This is a genomic window from Acinetobacter sp. TAC-1, from assembly GCF_029025845.1.
Classification (GTDB): Bacteria; Pseudomonadota; Gammaproteobacteria; order Pseudomonadales; family Moraxellaceae; genus Acinetobacter; species Acinetobacter guillouiae.
Map to the genome: position 1 here is coordinate 4,157,941 of NZ_CP118892.1, position 23,370 is coordinate 4,181,310.

General features: G+C 40.4%; 14 protein-coding genes, 2 tRNA genes and 3 rRNA genes. 6 read left to right on the forward strand and 13 right to left on the reverse strand.

The window, feature by feature from the left end:
• The first annotated feature begins 79 nt into the window (after positions 1-79).
• The 3 genes from PYV58_RS19375 (at position 80) to PYV58_RS19385 (ending at position 2,203) form a co-directional block, all read left to right on the forward strand.
• Entirely contained in the window at positions 80-592 is a 513-nt protein-coding gene (locus tag PYV58_RS19375) for a dihydrofolate reductase (protein ID WP_034609674.1), read from the forward strand.
• Positions 593-623: 31 nt separating this feature from the next.
• Positions 624-1,685 (forward strand): DUF4105 domain-containing protein, encoded by a 1,062-nt coding sequence (locus PYV58_RS19380; RefSeq protein WP_034609669.1) that lies wholly within the window; start codon positions 624-626, stop codon positions 1,683-1,685.
• A 77-nt stretch (positions 1,686-1,762) separates the two neighbouring features.
• Positions 1,763-2,203, forward strand: a complete 441-nt coding sequence (locus PYV58_RS19385) for an META domain-containing protein (RefSeq protein WP_034609666.1) — start codon at positions 1,763-1,765, stop codon at positions 2,201-2,203.
• A 343-nt stretch (positions 2,204-2,546) separates the two neighbouring features.
• Here PYV58_RS19385 and PYV58_RS19390 read toward each other — a convergent pair whose 3' ends face one another.
• Positions 2,547-6,884, reverse strand: a complete 4,338-nt coding sequence (locus PYV58_RS19390) for an Ig-like domain-containing protein (RefSeq protein WP_034610098.1) — start codon at positions 6,882-6,884, stop codon at positions 2,547-2,549.
• A 216-nt stretch (positions 6,885-7,100) separates the two neighbouring features.
• Between PYV58_RS19390 and PYV58_RS19395 the strand changes: the two genes are divergently transcribed.
• On the forward strand, positions 7,101-8,474 hold the full coding sequence (locus PYV58_RS19395) for a dihydrolipoyl dehydrogenase (protein WP_034609663.1): 1,374 nt from the start codon (positions 7,101-7,103) through the stop codon (positions 8,472-8,474).
• 144 nt (positions 8,475-8,618) lie between these two features.
• Here the strand turns inward: PYV58_RS19395 and rrf are convergent.
• The 8 genes from rrf to rlmJ form a co-directional block, all read right to left on the reverse strand.
• Positions 8,619-8,733, reverse strand: a 5S ribosomal RNA gene (gene rrf / locus PYV58_RS19400).
• A gap of 169 nt (positions 8,734-8,902) precedes the next feature.
• Positions 8,903-11,793, reverse strand: a 23S ribosomal RNA gene (locus PYV58_RS19405).
• A 337-nt stretch (positions 11,794-12,130) separates the two neighbouring features.
• Positions 12,131-12,206, reverse strand: a tRNA-Ala gene (locus tag PYV58_RS19410).
• Positions 12,207-12,250: 44 nt separating this feature from the next.
• Positions 12,251-12,327, reverse strand: a tRNA-Ile gene (locus PYV58_RS19415).
• A 59-nt stretch (positions 12,328-12,386) separates the two neighbouring features.
• Positions 12,387-13,925: ribosomal RNA gene (locus PYV58_RS19420) — 16S ribosomal RNA — on the reverse strand.
• Together the 16S, 23S and 5S rRNA genes with 2 tRNA genes alongside form the textbook arrangement of a ribosomal RNA operon.
• A 471-nt stretch (positions 13,926-14,396) precedes the next feature.
• Positions 14,397-15,482 (reverse strand): DUF6670 family protein, encoded by a 1,086-nt coding sequence (locus tag PYV58_RS19425; RefSeq protein ID WP_034611704.1) that lies wholly within the window; start codon positions 15,480-15,482, stop codon positions 14,397-14,399.
• 26 nt (positions 15,483-15,508) lie between these two features.
• Entirely contained in the window at positions 15,509-16,336 is an 828-nt protein-coding gene (gene pssA, locus PYV58_RS19430) for a CDP-diacylglycerol--serine O-phosphatidyltransferase (RefSeq protein WP_004717950.1), read from the reverse strand.
• Positions 16,337-16,500: 164 nt separating this feature from the next.
• On the reverse strand, positions 16,501-17,358 hold the full coding sequence (gene rlmJ, locus PYV58_RS19435) for a 23S rRNA (adenine(2030)-N(6))-methyltransferase RlmJ (protein ID WP_004717951.1): 858 nt from the start codon (positions 17,356-17,358) through the stop codon (positions 16,501-16,503).
• Positions 17,359-17,474: 116 nt separating this feature from the next.
• Between rlmJ and PYV58_RS19440 the strand changes: the two genes are divergently transcribed.
• Both PYV58_RS19440 and PYV58_RS19445 read left to right on the forward strand, forming a co-directional pair.
• Positions 17,475-18,077 carry a 2OG-Fe(II) oxygenase gene (locus PYV58_RS19440; RefSeq protein ID WP_004717953.1) on the forward strand — a complete coding sequence of 201 codons (603 nt, stop codon included), beginning with the start codon at positions 17,475-17,477 and terminating at the stop codon, positions 18,075-18,077.
• A 104-nt stretch (positions 18,078-18,181) separates the two neighbouring features.
• Positions 18,182-18,709 carry a hypothetical protein gene (locus tag PYV58_RS19445; RefSeq protein WP_004818848.1) on the forward strand — a complete coding sequence of 176 codons (528 nt, stop codon included), beginning with the start codon at positions 18,182-18,184 and terminating at the stop codon, positions 18,707-18,709.
• Positions 18,710-18,838: 129 nt separating this feature from the next.
• Here PYV58_RS19445 and PYV58_RS19450 read toward each other — a convergent pair whose 3' ends face one another.
• From PYV58_RS19450 to PYV58_RS19465, 4 genes are all read right to left on the reverse strand, one after another.
• Positions 18,839-19,093, reverse strand: a complete 255-nt coding sequence (locus tag PYV58_RS19450) for a DUF2789 family protein (protein ID WP_004818847.1) — start codon at positions 19,091-19,093, stop codon at positions 18,839-18,841.
• A gap of 234 nt (positions 19,094-19,327) precedes the next feature.
• The gene (locus tag PYV58_RS19455) at positions 19,328-20,314 is read right to left on the reverse strand and encodes a malate dehydrogenase (RefSeq protein WP_004717959.1); all 987 of its coding nucleotides are present in this window, start codon (positions 20,312-20,314) and stop codon (positions 19,328-19,330) included.
• A gap of 170 nt (positions 20,315-20,484) precedes the next feature.
• Complete coding sequence (locus PYV58_RS19460; RefSeq protein ID WP_004717962.1) at positions 20,485-21,144, reverse strand: hypothetical protein; 660 nt, start codon at positions 21,142-21,144, stop codon at positions 20,485-20,487.
• A 38-nt stretch (positions 21,145-21,182) separates the two neighbouring features.
• Positions 21,183-23,156, reverse strand: coding sequence for a lytic transglycosylase domain-containing protein (locus tag PYV58_RS19465; RefSeq protein ID WP_034611701.1), 1,974 nt, complete (start codon positions 23,154-23,156; stop codon positions 21,183-21,185).
• Positions 23,157-23,370: the final 214 nt, after the last annotated feature.

Consider the following 23,370-nt stretch of genomic DNA (forward strand, 5'->3'; position numbering starts at 1 on the left):
ATATTTTAATTCAGTCTTTCCTTATTCCCTCCTTGCAATTGGAGGGAAAATTTTCCAATGGATAATAAGCGAATTCATTATGACATTTAAAAACTTTGAAATTGTGCATGTCGTTGCAATGGATCAACAACGCTGCATTGGTAAAGCGAACGATCTTCCATGGCATATTTCAGCAGACCTTAAGCACTTCAAAGAAATCACCCAAGGTGGTGTTGTGGTGATGGGACGTAAAACGCTTGAATCGATGGGACGTGCATTACCTAAACGTGTCAATTGGGTAATTACCCGTGATCAGGATTGGAACTTTGCTGGGGTTAAAACGGCCCATAGTATAGATGCTGCTTTGGAGCAAGCGATTCCTGATGTATTGGCATCAGAAAAACCTGCCAGTATCTTTATCATTGGTGGTGGTGAAATTTTTAAACAAACCATGCACATTGCCGATCGTTTAGAGCTCACCCACATTGAGCTCGATGTACAAGGTGATGCGTATTATCCAGAAATTCCAACGGAGTTTAAAAAAGTTGCGAGCGAGTCACATGTTGATGACAAAACAGCTATTGCTTTTGAGTTTGCAACATACCGAAAATAGCACTGAACTTTATTAACAAAAATAGTGGCTTATGGATAGCTTAAAAGCAAGATCAATACTGCATACACTTGGAATGGGGATAATCCATTCCTTGTTTAGCTTATTTGTCATATTGAGCAGCCTGTGGTTTTGTTTCGCGATTTGGATTCAACACCCCTTAGGAAAGATTTTCAGTTATATCATCATCCCTATTTGGATTATTTTTGCACTGAGTATTTTTGGGATCTATTTTACTAAAAATATATTTAGCCGAAAAACTGACAGTTTGATCTATATCATCGCCTTTATTGTCAGCTTAGTCTGGTACTTTAATATTCCTGCGCAACAAGATCGTCAATGGAGTCCAGAAGTTTCCAGAATTTTTACTTACGAGCAGCAAGGTAATCTTGTCACGATTCATAATGTCCGTAACTTTAATTGGCACTCCCCTGATCAATATGACGAACGCTGGGAAACCAGAAGCTACAACTTAGATGAGATTACAGGCGTCAATATCATCACCTCTTATTGGATGGGACCACAGATTGCCCATACCTTGGTTAGCTTTGATTTTTTAAATCAGCGCCCACTCGTTTTTTCCATTGAAATTCGAAAAGAAAAAAATGAAAACTTTTCTGCAATTGGTGGGTTTTTTAGACAGTTTGAGCTAAGCCTAATCGCTGCAGATGAAAAAGATATTGTTTATACACGAAGTAATATTCGAGGCGAGCAGGTTTATTTTTTCCCGATTCAACTACCAAAAGCAGAAACCAAAGCATTATTTGAAGAGTATCTTTTGAAATCTTCCGCTTTGGCGGAACATCCAAAGTGGTACAACACCCTAACTAGTAACTGTACAACTTTGGTTTTTGATATGGTTCAGGCGATTTCCCCTGAAAAATTACCAACAGATTATCGTTTATTGGCTTCAGGTTATTTACCCAATTATCTTTATGATTTGGGTGCATTAAATCATCAATGGTCAATCAAAGAATGGTATAAAAAAGCACATATCAATCCAAGAACGGCTGAATATGCTCAGTTTAAATATCAAAATAGCGATAACTTTTCTAAAGTGATTCGTTTTGGTTTACCTGAAGGCCATACTCAATAATGTATAGCTTTAGTCAGCCCGTCTTTATGGTTTAACTCAATTTTGTTTATATAATGATTAAAATTAGGAGAATACGCATGTTTAAATCCATACTCGCAACCACATTCATCACAGCAACGCTCTTGTTTTCTGGATGTGCATCTACACCAAGTGTCGATCAGCAAAGCCAAAATTTAAGTTTGTTGCAAAACAAAAATTGGACACTTACGCATATTGGTGCAACAGAATATAAAGCAACGCCAAATGCTCACAACATACCAAGTATTCAATTTGGTTCAGATTTACGGGTAAGTGGTGCAGATGGTTGTAATCGTATTATGGGTGCCTATGCGATCAAAGGACAGCACTTAACCTTAGGGCAACTCGGCTCTACTCGGATGTATTGTCAGGACACTATGAAACTCGCGGCTGACTATACTGAAGCACTCAATAAGGTGAAAGGTTATCAAGTCTATGACAAAACGTTAAAGTTAGTCGATCAATATGGGAATCGTGTTTTGCAATTTACAACGCCATAACATCGCCTAATCAGTTATTTATATACGCAGTTTAAAAGCTTAAAACTTTAGGCTTTTAAACACCTCCAATTATAAAATCTAATACCAACAATGAAATTGAATAAAAATTTTAACTCTATCAATGAAAGACAATAATTTTACTACACACGCTGTCTTATCATTAGGATTAGAATAACAACAACTTAAAATTTGGATATTTCTATGAAAGTTATTGGCCTTATCTTGATCTCATGTCTAGTTCTATCTGCATGTAGTTCAATGAATGTAAGACCTACGGTTGGGGTAAGTATGGGAACATCTGTTAAATAAAAAAACAGCGCCGAAGCGCTGTTTTTTGATTCAATTATTTACAATAATCAATAATTCCATAAGGGCTTTTATTATTGATCGATGGTGTGTATGACCAATCAACCTTATCAAAATCATTTGTTACAGTAGGTAACATCACTGTGCGATAACCATGTACAGGATAATTTGACAATGATGTTTTAGCACCCACTTGGACTTTTAACCAACTTGCATATGCTTTTGGATAACGTAATTCAAAATCAAATTTACCTTCTTTGTCTGTCGTATAGGTTGCTGTATATGGATTAGATTCGCTAGCACCTATGAAGCGGACAGCATTTAAAGTTTCCAATACAGCAAGCCCATCTCTATCTTTTTCGCCCGTAATCGTTACATTACGATCATCATACGGTGTAGACGGATCATCGTTATCAGGGACTGCACAAGACAAAGGCAAAGATGCTGGTGGTAAATATTGAGCCCATGATTTTTCTTTAGTTACTGGATTTTCAACTACAGTCCATGCACCTCGCGTAAATTCAACTGCTCGAATATCCATAGTAACATTTTGATTTGCCACAGGACGACCATCTAAATCTACAAGCTGAACAGAAGCACTCCAGTTATAGTAAGTGCCTGTTTGATCATCAACACCAACATGATTTGGATTCATAACAACCGTAATTGACCCTTGAGTCACAGGTATTTCAGCATTAATCACATCAACTAAATAGCTTTGTCGACGTTCAGTTGCATTTGAATCTTTTACCAATGCTTCAACAATTAAATCATCACTAACAAATTGTGCTGCATCATAACCATTCGTACGAAGGCTCTCATCAACAACGACTGTAAATTTAACCCATCCATTTTCATCACTGGTAAGTGTAGATGCTCCACGAATATACGCACCATTCTTTTGATAATTTGGAATAGTTAACGTTACAGCTTTACCTGGCTGACTAGATCCATTGATATCCGTAACTAATACAGATACATCCACAGCATCACCTCTAACATGCAATTTGTCTTTAGAAGCTTTTAATTTTAAATCTAGCTGAGGAATTAATGCAGTTGGCGTATGCACTCCAATCTGAGAAATTTGCTGTGCTTTTGCACCTTGTGTATTTGTATGCGTCGCAATTAATTGTATTGAACTTAAATCTAAAGAATTAGAGGCTTTCATATCAATTGAAAAAACAGCTTCCCCATATTGATTTGTGACGATTTGTGACGCACCTTTAATCGTTGTACTATTCCTTGAATCAACAATTGCTAAGTTTACAGGTTGATTTTGAATACCACCTTGATTTGCATCTAATAATTTCACTGTTACTAAAGCAGTATCACCAGCTAAGCTCAGCGAAGCTCTATTACTATCTATCGAGAGGTGATAATCATTTACGACATCTTGAACTTCCAACTCTAAGGTCGTTTTTATCTCTGCACCATTCGGATTATTAATCGAACCAATAACTGAAATTTTACTTAACTGCGCTGTTGTTAAACCATTAGGGATATTGAGTTCAACCGTTACGTTCCCAGTAGAAGAAACCAATATGCTGTCTGCACTTAATGTAACACCTGCTGCAACTGCCTCAGGGTTTAAGCTAAGCCTCATCGGCGTACCCGTAGTATAAGCTCCTGCTTCATCTTTTACTGAAGCATAAATCTTGATTTTATCATTCGCTTTAGCGTATTTAGTATCTGTAGTTAGACGAGGATTCAAAGCATTGGCTGGAACAGCAACCTGAATCGAACCCGTCTGCTGAATACGATCACCATTATTACGATTTGTACCCACAACAGCAAACGTGATGCCATTCTTGATTAAGCTCGCATCATAAGCACCCTCAGCAACTCGAATGGTAAATTCAGCTTCACCCTTACTATTGGTTGTCACATTGGAGTCTGACAATGAAACTCGAGAACCCGCTAAACTTGATAATGCAATCGCGACAGATGTATTTGGAATAATTGCTCCATTCTCATCTTTGGCAATCACTTTAACACGGACCTCTCCACCCAATACAGAAACGGTTTGAACATCATAGCTCAGACTTAACGCTGCCAAATCTGGAATGATAACCACAGGTTGAGAGATCTCAACTTTACGTGTAATAGTATAAGCAGAGCCATCAGTACGTACTCCTTTCACAGCCACGGTAAGGCCATTTGCAACCAAGTTTGCCAACTCACTTGTATTATTGGCTTTCACCTTAATCTTAAACGTTGCTTGACCTTGGCCATTCGTTGTAAGTGTTGCCGCCGTAGCGAGGCTCGCTCCATTACTTGTCGCCGCATCATTTAGCCCGATAGACACTTTTTGATTCGCCAGCGCCTTACCATCTGTACCCAACGCATTAACGGTTACATCGAATGTTTGTTCGTTATTTGCGGTTAAAATGAGGCTACCCAACATATCAATATTCAAGTGATCTAAATCAATTTCACCTTGAGCTGTTGGTGCTTTGAAATTGAGATTGACAGTACTTGCCGCGCCAACTCCATTGGTTGGTTTAGCAATAAGTCCTAAACCATTCTCAACTAATGCTTTTTGGGTTGGACTTCCACTTGCTTTATACTGATAGGTAAAGGTTGCATAACCTGTTGCATCCGTAAGTGCATCCGCAGAACTGGATAGACTTAATCCTAGGCTTTGCAACTCTGAAACTGAATATGCCTTTGAAAATCCTAAATTAACAGTCTCTCCTTTTAATGCACTACCTTTTACACCTGTAGCTTTCACTTTGACTACAATGGTTTGATCCTTAGTGTAATCATAGGCCACATTAATCGGGTCTATTGCAAGATAACTTAATGCTTCCTCTGACTTCGCTTCATCTTCCACTGTAATCTTAATGCTGTTTGTTACATTATTATCAGTGGTAAATGTTGCAGTAATACCTGCCGCAACTAAAGCTTCAACAGCTGCCGGCGTTTTAGCATTGGTTTTTAAGGTGTAAGTGACATAACCTGTTTTAAATTCCTGTTCTGCACTTCCATCAAAAGTAACACCATTAGAATTCGCTTCAGCATTTAGGCTCAGTTTGACCTTACCTTGAGTCGCGGCTTCACCTTTATTATTAATTCCTTTAACAGTAATGGTAATCGAATCATTTTTTGCATTAATCTGATACGAAGACGCAATTTCAAGGCGTTGAAGTGCCTGCTGGTTTGATGCTCCAGTATCAGCAGTTGTCACTTTAACTGTTGCTGTTGCAAAAATATCTGCGGAGTCACTATAAGTCGCTTTTAAGTTAATTCCTTGTTGAGATAAGGCAATCGGATACGATGATGCAGATTTAAGGGTAAATACTGCATAGCCTTTCGCATCAGTTGTCACTTCTGCCTGATCAATCGTGACACCATATACAGCACTACTATCTGTAAAAGATAATTTTACTTTTTTATTGGTTAAAAGATTACCATCACTATTTTTTGCAACAACAGTAACTTGCGTCGTTCCACCTTGTGCAACGATAGGGCTATCTTGAGTAACAATTTCTAATTTTTGAACAATTTGAGAAACATCTTTAAAAGTAATTGATGCTTTTGCTTGGCTCTCAGCTTTAAACTCATCTACTAATTTAAAATCTAAACTTGACGAGGTTAATACAAGTTGAGCAATGTCAGCTGCCGTTAAATCACTATTCGCAGTAATATTAAAAGTTGCTTTGCCTAGCTCATCTGTTTTTAAGGTAGAACCATTTGTAATCGAAAATTTACCTTGCATTTCAGCAGGTAAAGCTAAAGATACAGATTGATTCGCTTTTACACCACCATTTTTATCTGTGACTTGGGCAGTAATAGAAGCTGAACCTTTTGGTAGATTAAGCACAACTCCTTGTTGGATTTTAAGATTATATTCACTTTGAATCGTGCTTGTTTTTTTAATATTAAGGGTATAAACCTGTTTAATTGTTGTTCCATCTACAGTTGCAGTCAGCTGTACTTTTCCAGAATTTGCATTCAGTGTAGGAATATTTAATTCAAATACCGCAACACCATCATCACCAGTCGTTACCTGAGAACTCTTACTTGTTACACCTAATTTTTCACTATCTGCAATCGATAAATTTACCAGTTTAGCAGCAACACCACCTTTATCACTGTTCAAGGCTTGAACTGAAATTAAGACTTTAGAATTGTCATAAGCAACATCAATTGGTTTAGCTTCAGCATCTTGTAGCGAAAGCCCCAAACTTTCTACAACTTTTTTAGTATCCGTGGTTGAACCATTACCACCATTTCCTGTACCTGTTCCACCATTATTCTTATCATCCCCATAATATCCACCACCTCCACCGCCGCCACACGCCACTAAAGCTAATGAGGACGCCAGAACTGTTGCTTTAACCCCTAATTCTTTAAATTTTGTTAAGTAAATCATAATTTCATCCATTGTATTTAGTATAAGTTTTGCCCTAAAAATACTTTTATGGCTTTTACACGAAATGTACTCAATTCTACAAAACTTTTCAATCTAATACTTGTGATATATTGAAAAAATATAATTTGACGACACTCTTTATATGAATATTTTTTATAAATTGCTATTAAATCTTTAATTAATATTTCTTGTAATATAATTAAATGAGGAGAAGATATGTACGACATCATTATCATTGGCGCAGGAACAGCGGGTATTAGTGCATATAAAGAAGCAATCAAATATACATTTAACATACTGATTATCAATAAAGGTCCATGGGATACAACCTGTGTCCGTGTTGGCTGTATGCCAAGTAAAGTTCTCATTTCAACTGCAAATCGGATGTATGACATTCAAAATGCCAAAGAAGTCGCTTTAGAGGTAAAAGCAGAGATCGATACACGTCAAGTTATGCAACATGTCAGAAATTTACGTGACCGCTTTGCTCGGGCGACGCTTAAAGATGTAGAAAGTTGGGAGGCTGCACATAAACTTGATGGCGAAGCTAAATTTGTAAATGCAAATACGGTTGAAGTCGAAGGAAAACATTATCAATCTAAATCATTTATTCTTGCTGTAGGTTCAACACCGACCTATAACCAAGATTGGAAAAATAAACTGGGCAATAAACTGATTACTTCAGATGAAGTATTTGAACTTGAGACGCTGCCTAAGTCAATTGCCGTGATCGGTAGTGGTGTGATTGCAATTGAATTAGCTCAAGCAATGCATCGCTTAGGCGTAAATACGACTGTTTTTGCAAGAAGCAAAAAAGTGGGGGTGCTTAGTAGCCCTAATTTACAAGAAATCGCTCAAGCAGAATTATCCAAAGAACTGAATATTAAATTTGAAGTTTTACCTGATTCAATCCAAAATCTTGAAAATGGGGTTGAAATATCATTTATCGAAAATAATGAATCTAAATCCATACAGGTTGACTATATTTTAAATGCGACTGGTCGTGCTACACACTTATCAACCTTGTCCCTCGAAAACATTGATCAGTCATTCTCAGATTTAAAACAATTACCAGTTCATCCCACCACTAAACAATTGGCTGATTTTCCAATATTTATTATTGGCGATGCTTTTACCCAAACGCCTTTACAACATGAGGCTGCAAATGAAGGAAGAAATGTCGTTTCAAGTTGTTTAAATTTTCCCAATATACACAACTTAAATAACCTATCCCCTTTAGGTATTGTGTTCTGTAGTCCAGAAATGGGGATTGCTGGGCAAAACTTTGCCGCGTTGTCAAAATCAGACACAACATTTATTACAGGTTTTGCTTCTTATGAAAAACAAGGTCGCGCATTGGTTTTAGGTAAAAATAAAGGTGCTGTTGAAGTTTATGTAGATCAGCAAAGTAGAAAACTCTTAGGTGCTGAGCTTTTTGTTGAGTCTGCCGAACATATGACTCACTTACTCTCTTGGATCATTGCAGAACAGCTGACAATTGATGAAATATTAGCAAAACCTTTTTATCATCCAACCTTGGAAGAAGGCCTAAGAACTGCATTAAAACATGCCCGAAGACAGCTTAAATAACGTTTTTACCTATCAAATTAAGCTCTATTTTAAAGAATAGAGCTTTTAATATTCTATTTTAGACTTTTTTCTTCCAGATATCCCAACACCGCGCATAAAAAAACACCCCGTTCTCGCTAGAGACCGGGGTGTTTTAGATTTAAAAGCTGGCGATGACTTACTCTCACATGGGTAACCCCACACTACCATCAGCGCTAAGAGGTTTCACTTCTGAGTTCGGGAAGGGATCAGGTGGTTCACTCTTGCTATTGTCGCCAGCAAACTGTTATGGACTTGTTCGGGTCTTATTTAAATGCCTTACTTCGTACCAAATGAGTTATTAACAGAACATTTGAGTTGGGTATTGTAACTAGCTTTTCAACTAAATCAAGTATGTTTGATCTTTTATGAATCAAATGATGCTTCATATACAACTGCTTGGGTGTTGTATAGTCAAGCCTCACGAGCAATTAGTATTGGTCAGCTTCATGCGTCACCGCACTTCCACATCCAACCTATCAACGTCGTAGTCTTCAACGGCTCTTTAGAGGACATAAAGTCCTAGGGAAATCTTATCTTGAGGTAGGCTTCCCGCTTAGATGCTTTCAGCGGTTATCCCTTCCGAACATAGCTACCCGGCGATGCGACTGGCGTCACAACCGGTACACCAGAGGTTCGTCCACTCTGGTCCTCTCGTACTAGGAGCAGATCCTCTCAAATTTCCAACGCCCACGGTAGATAGGGACCGAACTGTCTCACGACGTTCTAAACCCAGCTCGCGTACCTCTTTAAATGGCGAACAGCCATACCCTTGGGACCTGCTTCAGCCCCAGGATGAGATGAGCCGACATCGAGGTGCCAAACACCGCCGTCGATATGAACTCTTGGGCGGTATCAGCCTGTTATCCCCAGAGTACCTTTTATCCGTTGAGCGATGGCCCTTCCATACAGAACCACCGGATCACTAAGACCTACTTTCGTACCTGCTCGACTTGTGGGTCTCGCAGTTAAGCGCGCTTTTGCCTTTATACTCTACGCGTGATTTCCGACCACGCTGAGCGCACCTTCGTACTCCTCCGTTACTCTTTAGGAGGAGACCGCCCCAGTCAAACTACCCACCAGACATGGTCCTCGTCCCGGATAACGGGACAGAGTTAGAACCTCAATATTACCAGGGTGGTATTTCAAGGATGGCTCCATAGCAACTGGCGTCACTACTTCAAAGCCTCCCACCTATCCTACACAAGTAAGATCAAAGTTCAATGTCAAGCTGCAGTAAAGGTTCACGGGGTCTTTCCGTCTAGCCGCGGGTACACCGCATCTTCACGGCGATTTCGATTTCACTGAGCCTCTGCTGGAGACAGCGCCCCCATCATTATGCCATTCGTGCAGGTCGGAACTTACCCGACAAGGAATTTCGCTACCTTAGGACCGTTATAGTTACGGCCGCCGTTTACTGGGGCTTCGATCAAGAGCTTCGCTTACGCTAACCCCATCAATTAACCTTCCAGCACCGGGCAGGCATCACACCCTATACGTCCACTTTCGTGTTTGCAGAGTGCTATGTTTTTAATAAACAGTTGCAGGGGCCTGGTTTCTGTGGCTGCCAATAGCTCAAGGAGCAAGTCCTATCACCGTCAGCAGCGTACCTTCTCCCGAAGTTACGGTACCATTTTGCCTAGTTCCTTCAGCAGAGTTCTCTCAAGCGCTTTGGTCTACTCGACCTGACCACCTGTGTCGGTTTAGGGTACGATTCCTGTGTAACTGAAGCTTAGAGACTTTTCCTGGAAGCATAGTATCAGCCACTTCGCTAGTAAACTAGCTTGCTATCAGCTCTCAGCATAGAGCACCCCGGATTTGCCTAAGATGCATGCCTACTGCCTTTCACCTGGACAACCAACGCCAGGCTGACTTAACTTTCTCCGTCCTCTCATCGCATTACACAGAAGTATTGGAATATTAACCAATTTCCCATCGACTACGCCTCTCGGCCTCGCCTTAGGGGTCGACTCACCCAGCCCCGATTAACGTTGGACTGGAACCCTTGGTCTTTCAGCGAACGGGTTTTTCACCCGTTTTGTCGTTACTCACGTCAGCATTCGCACTTCTGATACCTCCAGCATACTTCTCAATACACCTTCATCGGCTTACAGAACGCTCCCCTACCACGTATACATAGTATACATCCGCAGCTTCGGCATATAGTTTTAGCCCCGTTACATCTTCCGCGCAGGCCGACTCGACTAGTGAGCTATTACGCTTTCTTTAAAGGGTGGCTGCTTCTAAGCCAACCTCCTAGCTGTCTATGCCTTCCCACATCGTTTCCCACTTAACTATAATTTGGGGGCCTTAGCTGGCGGTCTGGATTGTTTTCCTCTTGACTACGGACGTTAGCACCCGCAGTCTGTCTCCCGGATAGTACTCATAGGTATTCGGAGTTTGCATCGGTTTGGTAAGTCGGGATGACCCCCTAGCCGAAACAGTGCTCTACCCCCTATGGTATTCGTCCGAGGCGCTACCTAAATAGCTTTCGGGGAGAACCAGCTATCACCGAGTTTGATTAGCCTTTCACCCCTATCCACAAGTCATCCCCTGGCTTTTCAACGACAGTGGGTTCGGTCCTCCAGTTAGTGTTACCCAACCTTCAACCTGCTCATGGATAGATCACCCGGTTTCGGGTCTATACCCAGCAACTAAACGCCCTATTAAGACTCGATTTCTCTACGGCTCCCCTATGCGGTTAACCTTGCTACTGAATATAAGTCGCTGACCCATTATACAAAAGGTACGCAGTCACCGAACAAGTCGGCTCCCACTGCTTGTATGCATGCGGTTTCAGGATCTATTTCACTCCCCTCACAGGGGTTCTTTTCGCCTTTCCCTCACGGTACTGGTTCACTATCGGTCAGTCAGGAGTATTTAGCCTTGGAGGATGGTCCCCCCATATTCAGACAAGGTTTCACGTGCCTCGCCCTACTCGTCATCATTATATGTGCCCTTTCGTGTACGGGACTATCACCCTCTACGGTAGCACTTCCCAGAGCTTTCCGCTAAAACACATATAACTTAATGGGCTGATCCCCGTTCGCTCGCCGCTACTGAGGGAATCTCAATTGATTTCTTTTCCTAAGGGTACTGAGATGTTTCACTTCCCCTCGTTCGCCTCGCATGACTATGTATTCATCATGCGATACCTACCTTATGGTAAGTGGGTTTCCCCATTCAGAAATCTCCGGATCACAGGATATTTGCCGCCTCCCCGAAGCTTATCGCAGGCTATTACGTCTTTCATCGCCTCTGACTGCCAAGGCATCCACCACATGCACTTAATTACTTGACTATACAACCCCAAACAGTCGTTAATCCCTACAAGGAGGATCAACAATGTGAACTTAATCACTTCTATTTGTTGCCTGTGAACTTAATCACCATACAGCTTCAATTTAATTCATATACCAAAACGCTTGATTCAGTTTTATCGCTAGTGCTCATTTCACTCAACATTAACAATTACTTGCTAACATCAACTAAAACGAGTTTAAACAATTATTTCAACTCAAATATATTCTGTTAATGATTCACTACCGCCTCGTCAGCGAGTAGTTAACTGTGATAAATCACAGAACTTAATAAGCTATCGGCTTACTAAGTTCTGTAATCACTTAGTCTTTAATTAGTGGTGGAGACTAACGGAGTCGAACCGTTGACCTCCTGCGTGCAAAGCAGGCGCTCTACCAACTAAGCTAAGTCCCCAGCTTAAGATCTTAATATATCTGCTCTTCTGTGTTCAGTAGACTTGGTGGGTCTGACAAGACTTGAACTTGTGACCCCACGCTTATCAAGCGTGTGCTCTAACCAACTGAGCTACAGACCCTCAGATACATCAATGAAGAACAACTTGTTGTGGATTCTTACCAATCGTCAATCTTTCGTTAAGGAGGTGATCCAGCCGCAGGTTCCCCTACGGCTACCTTGTTACGACTTCACCCCAGTCATCGGCCACACCGTGGTAAGCGTCCTCCTTACGGTTAGACTACCTACTTCTGGTGCAACAAACTCCCATGGTGTGACGGGCGGTGTGTACAAGGCCCGGGAACGTATTCACCGCGGCATTCTGATCCGCGATTACTAGCGATTCCGACTTCATGGAGTCGAGTTGCAGACTCCAATCCGGACTACGATCGGCTTTTTGAGATTAGCATCCTATCGCTAGGTAGCAACCCTTTGTACCGACCATTGTAGCACGTGTGTAGCCCTGGTCGTAAGGGCCATGATGACTTGACGTCGTCCCCGCCTTCCTCCAGTTTGTCACTGGCAGTATCCTTAAAGTTCCCACCCGAAGTGCTGGCAAATAAGGAAAAGGGTTGCGCTCGTTGCGGGACTTAACCCAACATCTCACGACACGAGCTGACGACAGCCATGCAGCACCTGTATGTAAGTTCCCGAAGGCACCAATCCATCTCTGGAAAGTTCTTACTATGTCAAGACCAGGTAAGGTTCTTCGCGTTGCATCGAATTAAACCACATGCTCCACCGCTTGTGCGGGCCCCCGTCAATTCATTTGAGTTTTAGTCTTGCGACCGTACTCCCCAGGCGGTCTACTTATCGCGTTAGCTGCGCCACTAAAGCCTCAAAGGCCCCAACGGCTAGTAGACATCGTTTACGGCATGGACTACCAGGGTATCTAATCCTGTTTGCTCCCCATGCTTTCGTACCTCAGCGTCAGTATTAGGCCAGATGGCTGCCTTCGCCATCGGTATTCCTCCAGATCTCTACGCATTTCACCGCTACACCTGGAATTCTACCATCCTCTCCCATACTCTAGCTTCCCAGTATCGAATGCAATTCCCAAGTTAAGCTCGGGGATTTCACATCCGACTTAAAAAGCCGCCTACGCACGCTTTACGCCCAGTAAATCCGATTAACGCTCGCACCCTCTGTATTACCGCGGCTGCTGGCACAGAGTTAGCCGGTGCTTATTCTGCGAGTAACGTCCACTCATCCTAGGTATTAACTAGAAGAGCCTCCTCCTCGCTTAAAGTGCTTTACAACCATAAGGCCTTCTTCACACACGCGGCATGGCTGGATCAGGGTTCCCCCCATTGTCCAATATTCCCCACTGCTGCCTCCCGTAGGAGTCTGGGCCGTGTCTCAGTCCCAGTGTGGCGGATCATCCTCTCAGACCCGCTACAGATCGTCGCCTTGGTAGGCCTTTACCCCACCAACTAGCTAATCCGACTTAGGCTCATCTATTAACGCAAGGTCACAAGTGATCCCCTGCTTTCCCCCGTAGGGCGTATGCGGTATTAGCATCCCTTTCGAGATGTTGTCCCCCATTAATAGGCAGATTCCTAAGTATTACTCACCCGTCCGCCGCTAGGTCAATTACCGAAGCAATCTCCCCCGCTCGACTTGCATGTGTTAAGCCTGCCGCCAGCGTTCAATCTGAGCCATGATCAAACTCTTCAGTTAAAAATCATTAGTGACTTAAGGTCACAATTCTGGCTCATCAATGTACTGACAAATTCTCTCAAATAAACTTCGAGTAATTTAAACCAATCAATCAATGATAATATTTCGATTAATCAATCAGTAAAAATCCACACAAGTTGTTCTTCATATTCTCTTAATGATCTTCTCAATGCTTCGTCAGCATCAAGCTAGGTCGGCCATACTACTCTCTATCTCTAAAAAGTCAATCAATAATGTTAATTATTTTTTCTAACAAACCCAACTCCAATCTCATCTTAAAATCTCAATTCGAAATCTTAACAACTTAATCAAGTGCCTGATTTATCAGAAGTTTTATTTAACATCACCGCCGATGGATGTGCATTCTACAGCATTCCCAACCCAACACAACCCCTTTTTTTAATTATTTTTCATTTTATCTATCACTTGCTTATTTATTCTTCTAAATTGGCCTTATTCCTGTTTTTTGGTCTATTTTTTAAGCATGATCAGCACAGGACTGCTCGATTTATTTGATAATTTATTGTCTTTATCTATTTCCTGCCATTTTAAAGGGCGGCAATCTATATATTCACAGTAACCACCCTCACCTTGATAGTATTCATCATTGAGATGTAGTTGATAAACAAAACTTCCAACATAACCTGCAGCTAAACCAAACTTATAATCACCACGGCTTTGTGCTTGAATATCAATTTTGGTATTTTCATCTTGATATTGCCATTCAAACTCGCGTGGTAAATACATCTCCTGATGATTTACTGTTGTGACTTTAGGGAACACCCGATGAATATTGAAACGGACCTGTCGATCAAGCATTTCTGTTTCATTGTTTTGAATATCTCGAATATAGATACGTGAATGTAAAATATTATTCATCTGATCACGACTATGCATAAAAATAATCTGTAGATCGTCATTCACTTGAATCAATTGATATGTATACAGCGCATAAGGCAGATAAGGAAAATTCACTGTTTTCATATATTCAAAAACAGCATTTTGTTCAATTTCGTAATTTTGATCTTTGTATTGAATTGTCCCTTTACAATGTGCAACCAAAGACCAGTGCTGTGCAAATCCAAATTTCAAATGAATAAAATGAGAAATTAAAGGCATTGTTGTAATGCTTAAATTCACACTCAATTCGTCATCCTGTCTTTGAACAGTAAAATCAGGAATTTTTCCAAACACTTTTTCTTTTTGACCAAACGTATAGGTCACATTGCTATTTTCATCAATGTGAAATTGGCATTCATGCTGAATTGAGTATGAGTTTAATTGTCCCACCATATGGGGACTGGAGCTGACCAGTAAGGTTGCTGTATCTAAAGCAGTTGTTGAGATTTCATTGTTATTGCAAAAAACAGGACTATTGGGCTGTCCAATCAAACTAAAAAAATTGAGGTAATGCAACGGCGCGGGTAAATTGGCAAGCACTAATTTTTGATGAATAATTTTATATCTGTCTTGTGGGGGATGACAGCAAAGTTCTATAGGCTTTTGAGCTTGATTCAGCTGTTTAGACTGATCTAAGAAATCTTGAAACAACCGCATATCAAGCCCCCTTACCTTTTTATCTTTTATTCAACAGTATTCTTTCTCGCTAAGAATGTTGTCACAAAACCAGAAATCGCATAGATAATCGAAATGACTAAAATCCCTACAGGAATATTATAAGTGATTGCTGCAAGGATAAAAACTGCTATAGGCAATACAAAGAATGGAACACGTTTACGGTCTACTGTTTTAAAAGAATAATATTTGATATTTGAAATCATCAACAAACCTACTGCAATGATAACAAATGCATTGGTCGCTTGAATCGCAACATCTTTTAAATCAAAAATATAGGTGAAATCTTGTCCAACCCATACCCATGCAATAATAATAATTGCTGCTAATGGGCTTGCCACACCGATGAAATAACGCTTATCGACCACACCAATTTGTACATTAAAGCGGGCTAAACGAAATGCAGCACATGCGGTATAAACAAAACAAGCAGCCAAGCCAATCCGCCCTAGATCATGCAAACTCCAGCTATACATCAAAATTGCTGGGGCAACACCAAATGCCAAGAGATCTGAAAGAGAATCGAATTGTTCACCAAAAGCACTTTGTGCACCAATTGCACGAGCAACACGACCATCTAAACCATCAAATAGTGCTGCAAGAAATATCGCATAAACGGCTTGAGTGAAGTCACCATTCATACTGGCAATAATCGAATAAAAGCCAGATAACAACGCAGATGTTGTAATCAGGTTAGGCCACAAATAGATTCCGCGACGTTTGACCTTCTGCCCTTCATGGGTATGCTCTTCTTCTTCCACTTCAAAAGTAATGCCATCAAATCCATGGTCTTGATTAGAAGAGTTTGGGCTTTCTGGTTTATTTATATTTGTCATTTTTTGAATCCTATCTATGGCTCTTATAGAGCTGTTGATATCTCACTTAAATATTTTATCACATTCATTTTTAAGTGAAATTGATGTGAATTACTCAATGTATTTCGTCTTAATTTGTAATTCACACCATCGTTCATGTTTCTGTTGATATCCAATCGAATGGATTATTCACCCACTAACCAGCGAACAGCAGCATGTCCACCATTTTCACTCATACGTAAATGTGGGAACAACCATTGCAATGCCTCATCAGCATCGTTAGAGAATTTCCAAGGTGGGTTAATCACCAACAAACCACAACCATTCAACCCGACTGGTGTGTCATCTGGCCAAACACAAACTTCACAGACCAACTGACGGCGAATCCCTGTTTTCATCATTTTCTTTTCAAAACGATCAATCATGGCACGGTCTTTAATTGGATACCAAATTGCAAATACGCCTGTTGGCCATTTTTTATGTGCAGTGGCAATCAACTCGACCAATTGCGGGAAGTCTTTACGTTCTAATTCATAAGGTGGATCGATCATCACCAAACCACGTTTTTCTTTTGGAGGAATAACCCCCAAAAGACCTTCATAAGCATCACGCTCATGTAAACCCGCACGTTTATCGCGAATATTAAAATACAGTTGTTGAAACACATCACGCTGCATTTCAAAAATAGTCGCTTTATCAATATCACGCATGCCTTCAAGTGCAAACCACGGTGAACCTGGATAAGCGCCTTTACCTGAACCTGCACGCATATCTTCAACAATTTTAAGATATTGTTTTACACCTTCAGGCGCATTACGTTTAATCGACTCATCCAGCTTAACCAGACGATGAATACCGGTTAAGAATTCACCTGATTTTTGTGCTTCAGAAGTAGATAAATCATATTTACCTGCACCACCATGTGTATCTATATAGCGATATGGTTTGTCTTTAGTATTTAGACGTGTCAAAAGTTGCAGCAATAACACATGTTTCATGACATCGGCAAAGTTGCCTGCATGGAAATGGTGACGGTAATTCATGTTTCGATTAATTCCTGAGTTCAATAATCATTTTAACACGAAAAAATATTTCTTCACTGTCCATCGTTTGTTCTAATATAACAACATATCTTTATTGCACTATTTTTTGGTAATTTATGGAAGCGCTGCTACTCCCAAAGTCATGGAATGTTGATCAAATTCTTGATGATTTAGATCAACATGGATTTACCATTATTGATCATGCTTACTCCGCTGAATACGGACTTCAACTGGTTGCAGAATGTACTTCAAATTTAAATCGCTTTCGTGAAGCAGCAATTCAAAATGGTGTGATCAGCAATATTCGCAGCGACCATATCTTGTGGATCAATGAAGAGCTTACGATCGCACAACAACATATTGATGCACTCAAACAGCTCTCGCAAATTTTAAACTACTCATTTTATTTAGGTATTCAGGATGTAGAAGCACATTTTGCCTGCTATAACGCAGGTGAATTCTATGCACTTCATCGCGATAATCCGCAAGGTAAAAATGGCCGTATGATTTCTACTGTGTATTATCTACACCAAGAATGGCAGGATGACTGGGGTGGAAAGTTACACTTACAGGATAAAAATAATGTTTGGCATACAATAGATCCCCAGCCTAATCGTATTGCCATGTTCCAAAGTGATTTATTACATGAAGTGCTAGAAGCCAAACATCAGCGATTATCAATTACCGCATGGCTAAGAAGCGACAATACTGTGTTGTAATATACTCAGTTTTCAAATTTGCAACGCTGTATCTCTATAGGGCAAGCTTTAAATTATTGAAATAGACCTCATAATACTCTTCATAAATTCAGAGGATTCAGCACATGTTTGATAATACAAAACAAATCATCTCGCGCATTGGGGAAACAGATCAATTGTATTTGTCAGGCAATACACCTGAACTTGCACTTGAACGTGGGGACTTACGCTTACAGCTGGTCACTCAAAGTCATTCAAAGCAGGAACAAATCCATTTCTTGCAAGAAGCCATTGTTTTACTTGAAACTGCGCGATTTGAATATGAAGAAATGCCAATGTCAGTCTACATTCAGCTTTCTTTGCATTTGGCCAAAGCCTATATGATTTACTTTGAATTGACCAAAGAATCACGTTATGCATTGATTACGCAGCAGATTTTAAAACCATTGGCACAACATCATCATGCTGATATTTACTTTATGTTGGCTTATGCATCTGTGAGTAAAAATGAATTTGCATTGACTCGTCACTGGCTGAGTAAATATATCAAGACAACTGATTTTGATTTAACCTTACTGCAACAACACACTGCATTTAGACCTGTTCGCAATGAAGCTTGGTTTAGTCAAATGATTCAGTCTAAATTACATTGATCAGTGCTATGCTCATTCAAAATGACTCAATTTGTTATTCGTTTTGATCAATACTAATTTGATCGATACAAAATAGAAAAGATGGCCATAACGGCCATCTTTTTTGTTGCTCTGGGGGAAACTAAATCATTAGGCTGTTAGCTTATACGCATCTAGATGTAATTGTTGGTTTAACTCGTCAATCCAAATTGCCCAATCATCATCTTGTATCAAGTGACTAATTAATAAGTCACGTTGAGATTTATTCCAAAACGGCGCTTCATGTAATGAAAGATTTGCTGGCAATTGATGAGTGCGTACATATAGCTCAATTGCTGCGGGACTATTTGCCAAACCAAGTTGAGAAAATAGTAATTCTAAGGATGGTGTGTTCGTCCTGAGCATATTGCCTCCTTATATAAATTTATTTGTCATCTTTTATTCAATTAACTTATAAGAAAATAATTTTAAAAGATAGTCTAGATTTTAATTTTCTTGTTTCAATTTGTGATTAAAAAACAAACAAATGTTGGCTTAATATAAATTATCTATTCTCAAGATGTTTGATTTGAAGCATAAAAAAAGCACTCTAAATAGAGTGCTTTTTTCAAAATTAATCTTTAACAGATTAAATTTTAATTATTTGAGCATATCAGCAATAGCTGCGCGCTCTTCTTCAAGTTCTTGAAGAGTTTTGTCCATACGTTCACGGCTGAATGCATCAATTTCTAAGCCTTCAACACGAGTGTATTCGCCATTTTCACAAATTACAGGAACACCATACATCACACCTTCAGGAATTCCATAAGAACCGTCAGAAGGAATACCCATTGTTACCCATTCGCCATTGGTGCCAAGTGCCCAATCACGCATATGATCGATCGCAGCATTTGCAGCAGAAGCAGCAGAAGAAAGACCACGCGCTTCAATGATTGCAGCACCACGTTTACCAACAGTTGGAAGGAATACGTTTGCGTTCCAATCAGCATCGTTGATTTTGTCTTTTAAGCTTACGCCATTTGCAGTTGCAAAACGGTAATCCGCATACATTGTTGGAGAGTGGTTACCCCAAACTGTAAGGTTTTTGATATCCGCTACAGCAACACCCGCTTTTTGAGCAATTTGAGTCAACGCACGGTTGTGGTCAAGACGTAACATTGCTGTAAAGTTCTTCGCTGGAAGATCTGGAGCAGATTTCATTGCGATATAAGCATTTGTATTTGCAGGGTTACCTACAACAAGTACTTTAACGTCACGGCTCGCAACTTCGTTAAGTGCTTGGCCTTGACCAATGAAGATTTCACCGTTCACTTTTAACAAGTCAGCACGTTCCATACCAGGACCGCGTGGACGTGAACCAACCAATAACGCGTAGTCAGCATCTTTAAATGCAACTTTTGGATCATCAGTACCGATCATGCCAGCCAATAATGGGAAAGCACAGTCATCTAATTCCATCATTACGCCTTTAAGCGCAGCTTGAGCTTTCTCAAATGGAACTTCTAACAATTGCAAAATAACGGGTTGGTCTTTACCAAGCATTTCACCGCTAGCGATACGGAATAATAAGCTGTAACCGATTTGACCAGCTGCGCCAGTAACGGCAACGCGAACAGGTTGCTTCATGTAATTATCTCCAATGAGGATCGTTAATGTGATTAAACGGTTAAATCCGTTTTAATCGAATTATCATAAACGGCAAAGATTGTACTCCAATCCTTTAACAGTTGCATGTAAAAGAGAATGCTTTTCAACAAAAGTATGATAGGAAATATAAATAAAATTCCTCAGAAGAACTAATAAGTCCCTTTGATCGAGAATGTATTTGGGCAGTTTGAAACAATGTGATTTGAACATTGTTTATACTGACCATTGACCCGATAACACACTTGAACCTCGGTTAACACTGGGTTTGATGATGAACTTTGACAAGTAAAACGGATACTGTCGTTATTCATTCCCGGGTTTAATCTAACAAATTGAGTTTTTAACGCATTATGTTGCACATTCTTGTTTTCAGAGCTGGTTAAATCTGCAGGAATTTTCAAACGATCTGCCAAATTAATCACAGTTCTAAAATATTGACTCGCGTTCATTGGAACACAGCCACCCACGCTACGCCACAATTGAATACGTGCATTTTCCTCAGGCATTACCCGTGCAACCACCTTAGCTTGTAAAGGGGTCAAACTTGCAGATGTATTGGTGGTGCAATTCCGCTCTGTCGTTTCAGGCAACAGACCTGTGATGGTCAATGAATAACCTTCGAGACATTTGCGTTGCTTTTGTTTTGAAGAATCAAGTGCACAGACAGCAGGTGTCAACTGGACTTGCATGACATAGCCTTGTAATTGCGGTGCAGCATGTAACTGCACATTGAGCCCAAATAATCCCGCAAAGCATAAGCTCCATGCTAAGCAAGATTGTTTCAATTTACGCAAAATTTTGAAAATCATTGATTTACCAACAAAGTTTCATCCAAGTCCAAATAGTTTTATTGTGAAACACGGGTTGGAATAACAGGCATACGACTCTCAATCGCTTGAGGCCCTTGTCCCAACAAGATTCCATAATGTGCTGCATTGGTCATCACATTTTTGACATAGTCACGTGTTTCATTCAGAGGAATAGATTCTGTATATTGATCTGCTGAAAGATTTTGATAATCTGGCTGCCAACGTTTCGCGCGATTTGGTCCTGCATTATACCCTGCGGTTGCCAAGACAGGATTACTGCTTAATTGACCATGAATCATCGACAGATAGAAAGTACCATAGCGAATATTGGTATTGGCATCACTGAGCGCAGCAGGATTATAAGTTTCACCCATTTGTTTTGCCACCAACTTTGCAGTGCCTGGCATGATTTGCATCAAACCACCTGCACCAACATGTGAGCGAGCAGCAGTTACAAAACGGCTTTCTTGGCGCATTAAACCATAGGCCCAAGCAGGATCAATACCCGCATTACGGCTATGACTCACCACCAACGACTGATGAGGTGTGGCATAACGATAAACATAGTTATGTTTTTTCTCAGTACGTTCTGCCGCATAAATTGCACGATCATACCAGCCCATATCAGTTGCACGTTTTGCCGCAGCAAGCAGTAACCCATCATCATGTTTTAAGTATGCCTGACGTACCGCCCAGTTCCATTCCCTATTGGTATAAGTTGCAGGCGCATTAATATTTCGTAAAGTAAATGCACGACGGAAATGAATATCGCTATTTAAGCGTTGTTGGTCATCAGTTGAAGGCTGTTCTCTGGCAGGGCTATCATTATACTTTTGCCCCAAATGATCTTTGGCAAGCAAATTATGATAATCATCACCCGACATTGCCAATCGTTGATAGATATCTTTGGCGGTTCTTTTAGATTGTGCATCATTGCGTTGTTCTGAAGCACGTGCCAACCAATATTGCCAACGGTCTTCTTGCTTTTGTGTCACGCTCATACTGTCTATTGCACGAATCACACTTTCCCAAGCCCCAAATCGAATGGCTTGTCGTGCATAAACTTCTGCTTCTTCTGCACTAAATGGCGCACCATAGCTTGCATCAAAATTTTGCAGTACTTCACGATTAAAATTATTTTTCATAACGGTCGTTCCGCCGATATAACCGACAGTACGATAAATATATTTTTGCACATCCGCTGGTACACCCTGAACCAACTTTGGTACTGACTGTAAAGCGCTGGTTAAATCAGTATCTGCTGCACGACCCAGTGCATAAACCAAATAAGCATAATCTTCTACATTGTTTTTGGGTGCAGACCATAAATAATTTAATGGATTGGCTTGGATTTGGTTCAATTGGGTTAACGATAAATTAACGCCAATCGTTTGTGCGGTAGCGATGGCTAGACCAGACTGCCCTGCTCTCAGTTGTGCATATAATCGTTGTTGGCGATCTTGTGCGGTCATGAGTGGGCTGCTAAGCATCATGCGACCTAAACCATTGCATGATTCAGGTTGAGAGTTGGTTGCCAACCAAACATCTTTAAATTCAGCATAGACCAAAACGTCACCAGTTTTCGCACGAACTTGAGCAACAGCACAACGTTCTGCTTGATCTGGATTAGAGACATATTGCAATACAGGTTGCGCGCTGGCGTAATCTGCTTGTTTAACCTTCTCTTCGACATAATCCGCAGCCAACTTTTCTGCCATCGCCGATTGAGGATAACGTTGCGCAAAGCTAATAATATTTGCAGAAGGTTGAAAAGCGAGATTTGAATTCAGTGACCAATACTCAGGATAATAGCCCAAAGCATCATTTTGCATTGAAGAACGATATTGTTCTAAAGCACTTGGATTATTTGCATTACGTAAAGCATCATTAAACTGCTCTTCAGCAGCATGGGCCACTTGCAGGCTTGTACATGCAACTGTTCCTAAAAGGTAAAGTTTTAATTTATTTTGCTTAAGTTGCTGCTTTAACACCGTTTTTCTCTCAACCTGCATGATGTGCCTTTAACATACTGATGCACTTATTTGTGCCTAGTTTAATTATTCTAATCCATTTCTACTGTTGTGTTATGTAACCTTATGATTCATCATTAATATTGTTCTCTATTTTTTCTTCATAATTTTCATTTTCAATGCCCTACAATCCAATAAATGGCAATAGCCGCTAAATATTTTCCTGAGTTCACTCTAAATGCTATAAAATGGCGCG

What these genes read in the sequence shown, in the direction of transcription:
- PYV58_RS19395 (WP_034609663.1), top strand. Translation starts at nt 7,101, where the DNA reads ATGTACGACATCATTATCATTGGCGCAGGAACAGCGGGTATTAGTGCA.
- PYV58_RS19380 (WP_034609669.1), top strand. Translation starts at nt 624, where the DNA reads ATGGATAGCTTAAAAGCAAGATCAATACTGCATACACTTGGAATGGGG.
- PYV58_RS19465 (WP_034611701.1), bottom strand. Translation starts at nt 23,156, where the DNA reads ATGCAGGTTGAGAGAAAAACGGTGTTAAAGCAGCAACTTAAGCAAAAT.
- PYV58_RS19375 (WP_034609674.1), top strand. Translation starts at nt 80, where the DNA reads ATGACATTTAAAAACTTTGAAATTGTGCATGTCGTTGCAATGGATCAA.
- PYV58_RS19455 (WP_004717959.1), bottom strand. Translation starts at nt 20,314, where the DNA reads ATGAAGCAACCTGTTCGCGTTGCCGTTACTGGCGCAGCTGGTCAAATC.
- PYV58_RS19445 (WP_004818848.1), top strand. Translation starts at nt 18,182, where the DNA reads ATGTTTGATAATACAAAACAAATCATCTCGCGCATTGGGGAAACAGAT.
- PYV58_RS19460 (WP_004717962.1), bottom strand. Translation starts at nt 21,144, where the DNA reads ATGATTTTCAAAATTTTGCGTAAATTGAAACAATCTTGCTTAGCATGG.
- PYV58_RS19385 (WP_034609666.1), top strand. Translation starts at nt 1,763, where the DNA reads ATGTTTAAATCCATACTCGCAACCACATTCATCACAGCAACGCTCTTG.
- pssA (WP_004717950.1), bottom strand. Translation starts at nt 16,336, where the DNA reads ATGACAAATATAAATAAACCAGAAAGCCCAAACTCTTCTAATCAAGAC.
- PYV58_RS19425 (WP_034611704.1), bottom strand. Translation starts at nt 15,482, where the DNA reads ATGCGGTTGTTTCAAGATTTCTTAGATCAGTCTAAACAGCTGAATCAA.
- rlmJ (WP_004717951.1), bottom strand. Translation starts at nt 17,358, where the DNA reads ATGAATTACCGTCACCATTTCCATGCAGGCAACTTTGCCGATGTCATG.
- PYV58_RS19390 (WP_034610098.1), bottom strand. Translation starts at nt 6,884, where the DNA reads ATGATTTACTTAACAAAATTTAAAGAATTAGGGGTTAAAGCAACAGTT.
- PYV58_RS19440 (WP_004717953.1), top strand. Translation starts at nt 17,475, where the DNA reads ATGGAAGCGCTGCTACTCCCAAAGTCATGGAATGTTGATCAAATTCTT.
- PYV58_RS19450 (WP_004818847.1), bottom strand. Translation starts at nt 19,093, where the DNA reads ATGCTCAGGACGAACACACCATCCTTAGAATTACTATTTTCTCAACTT.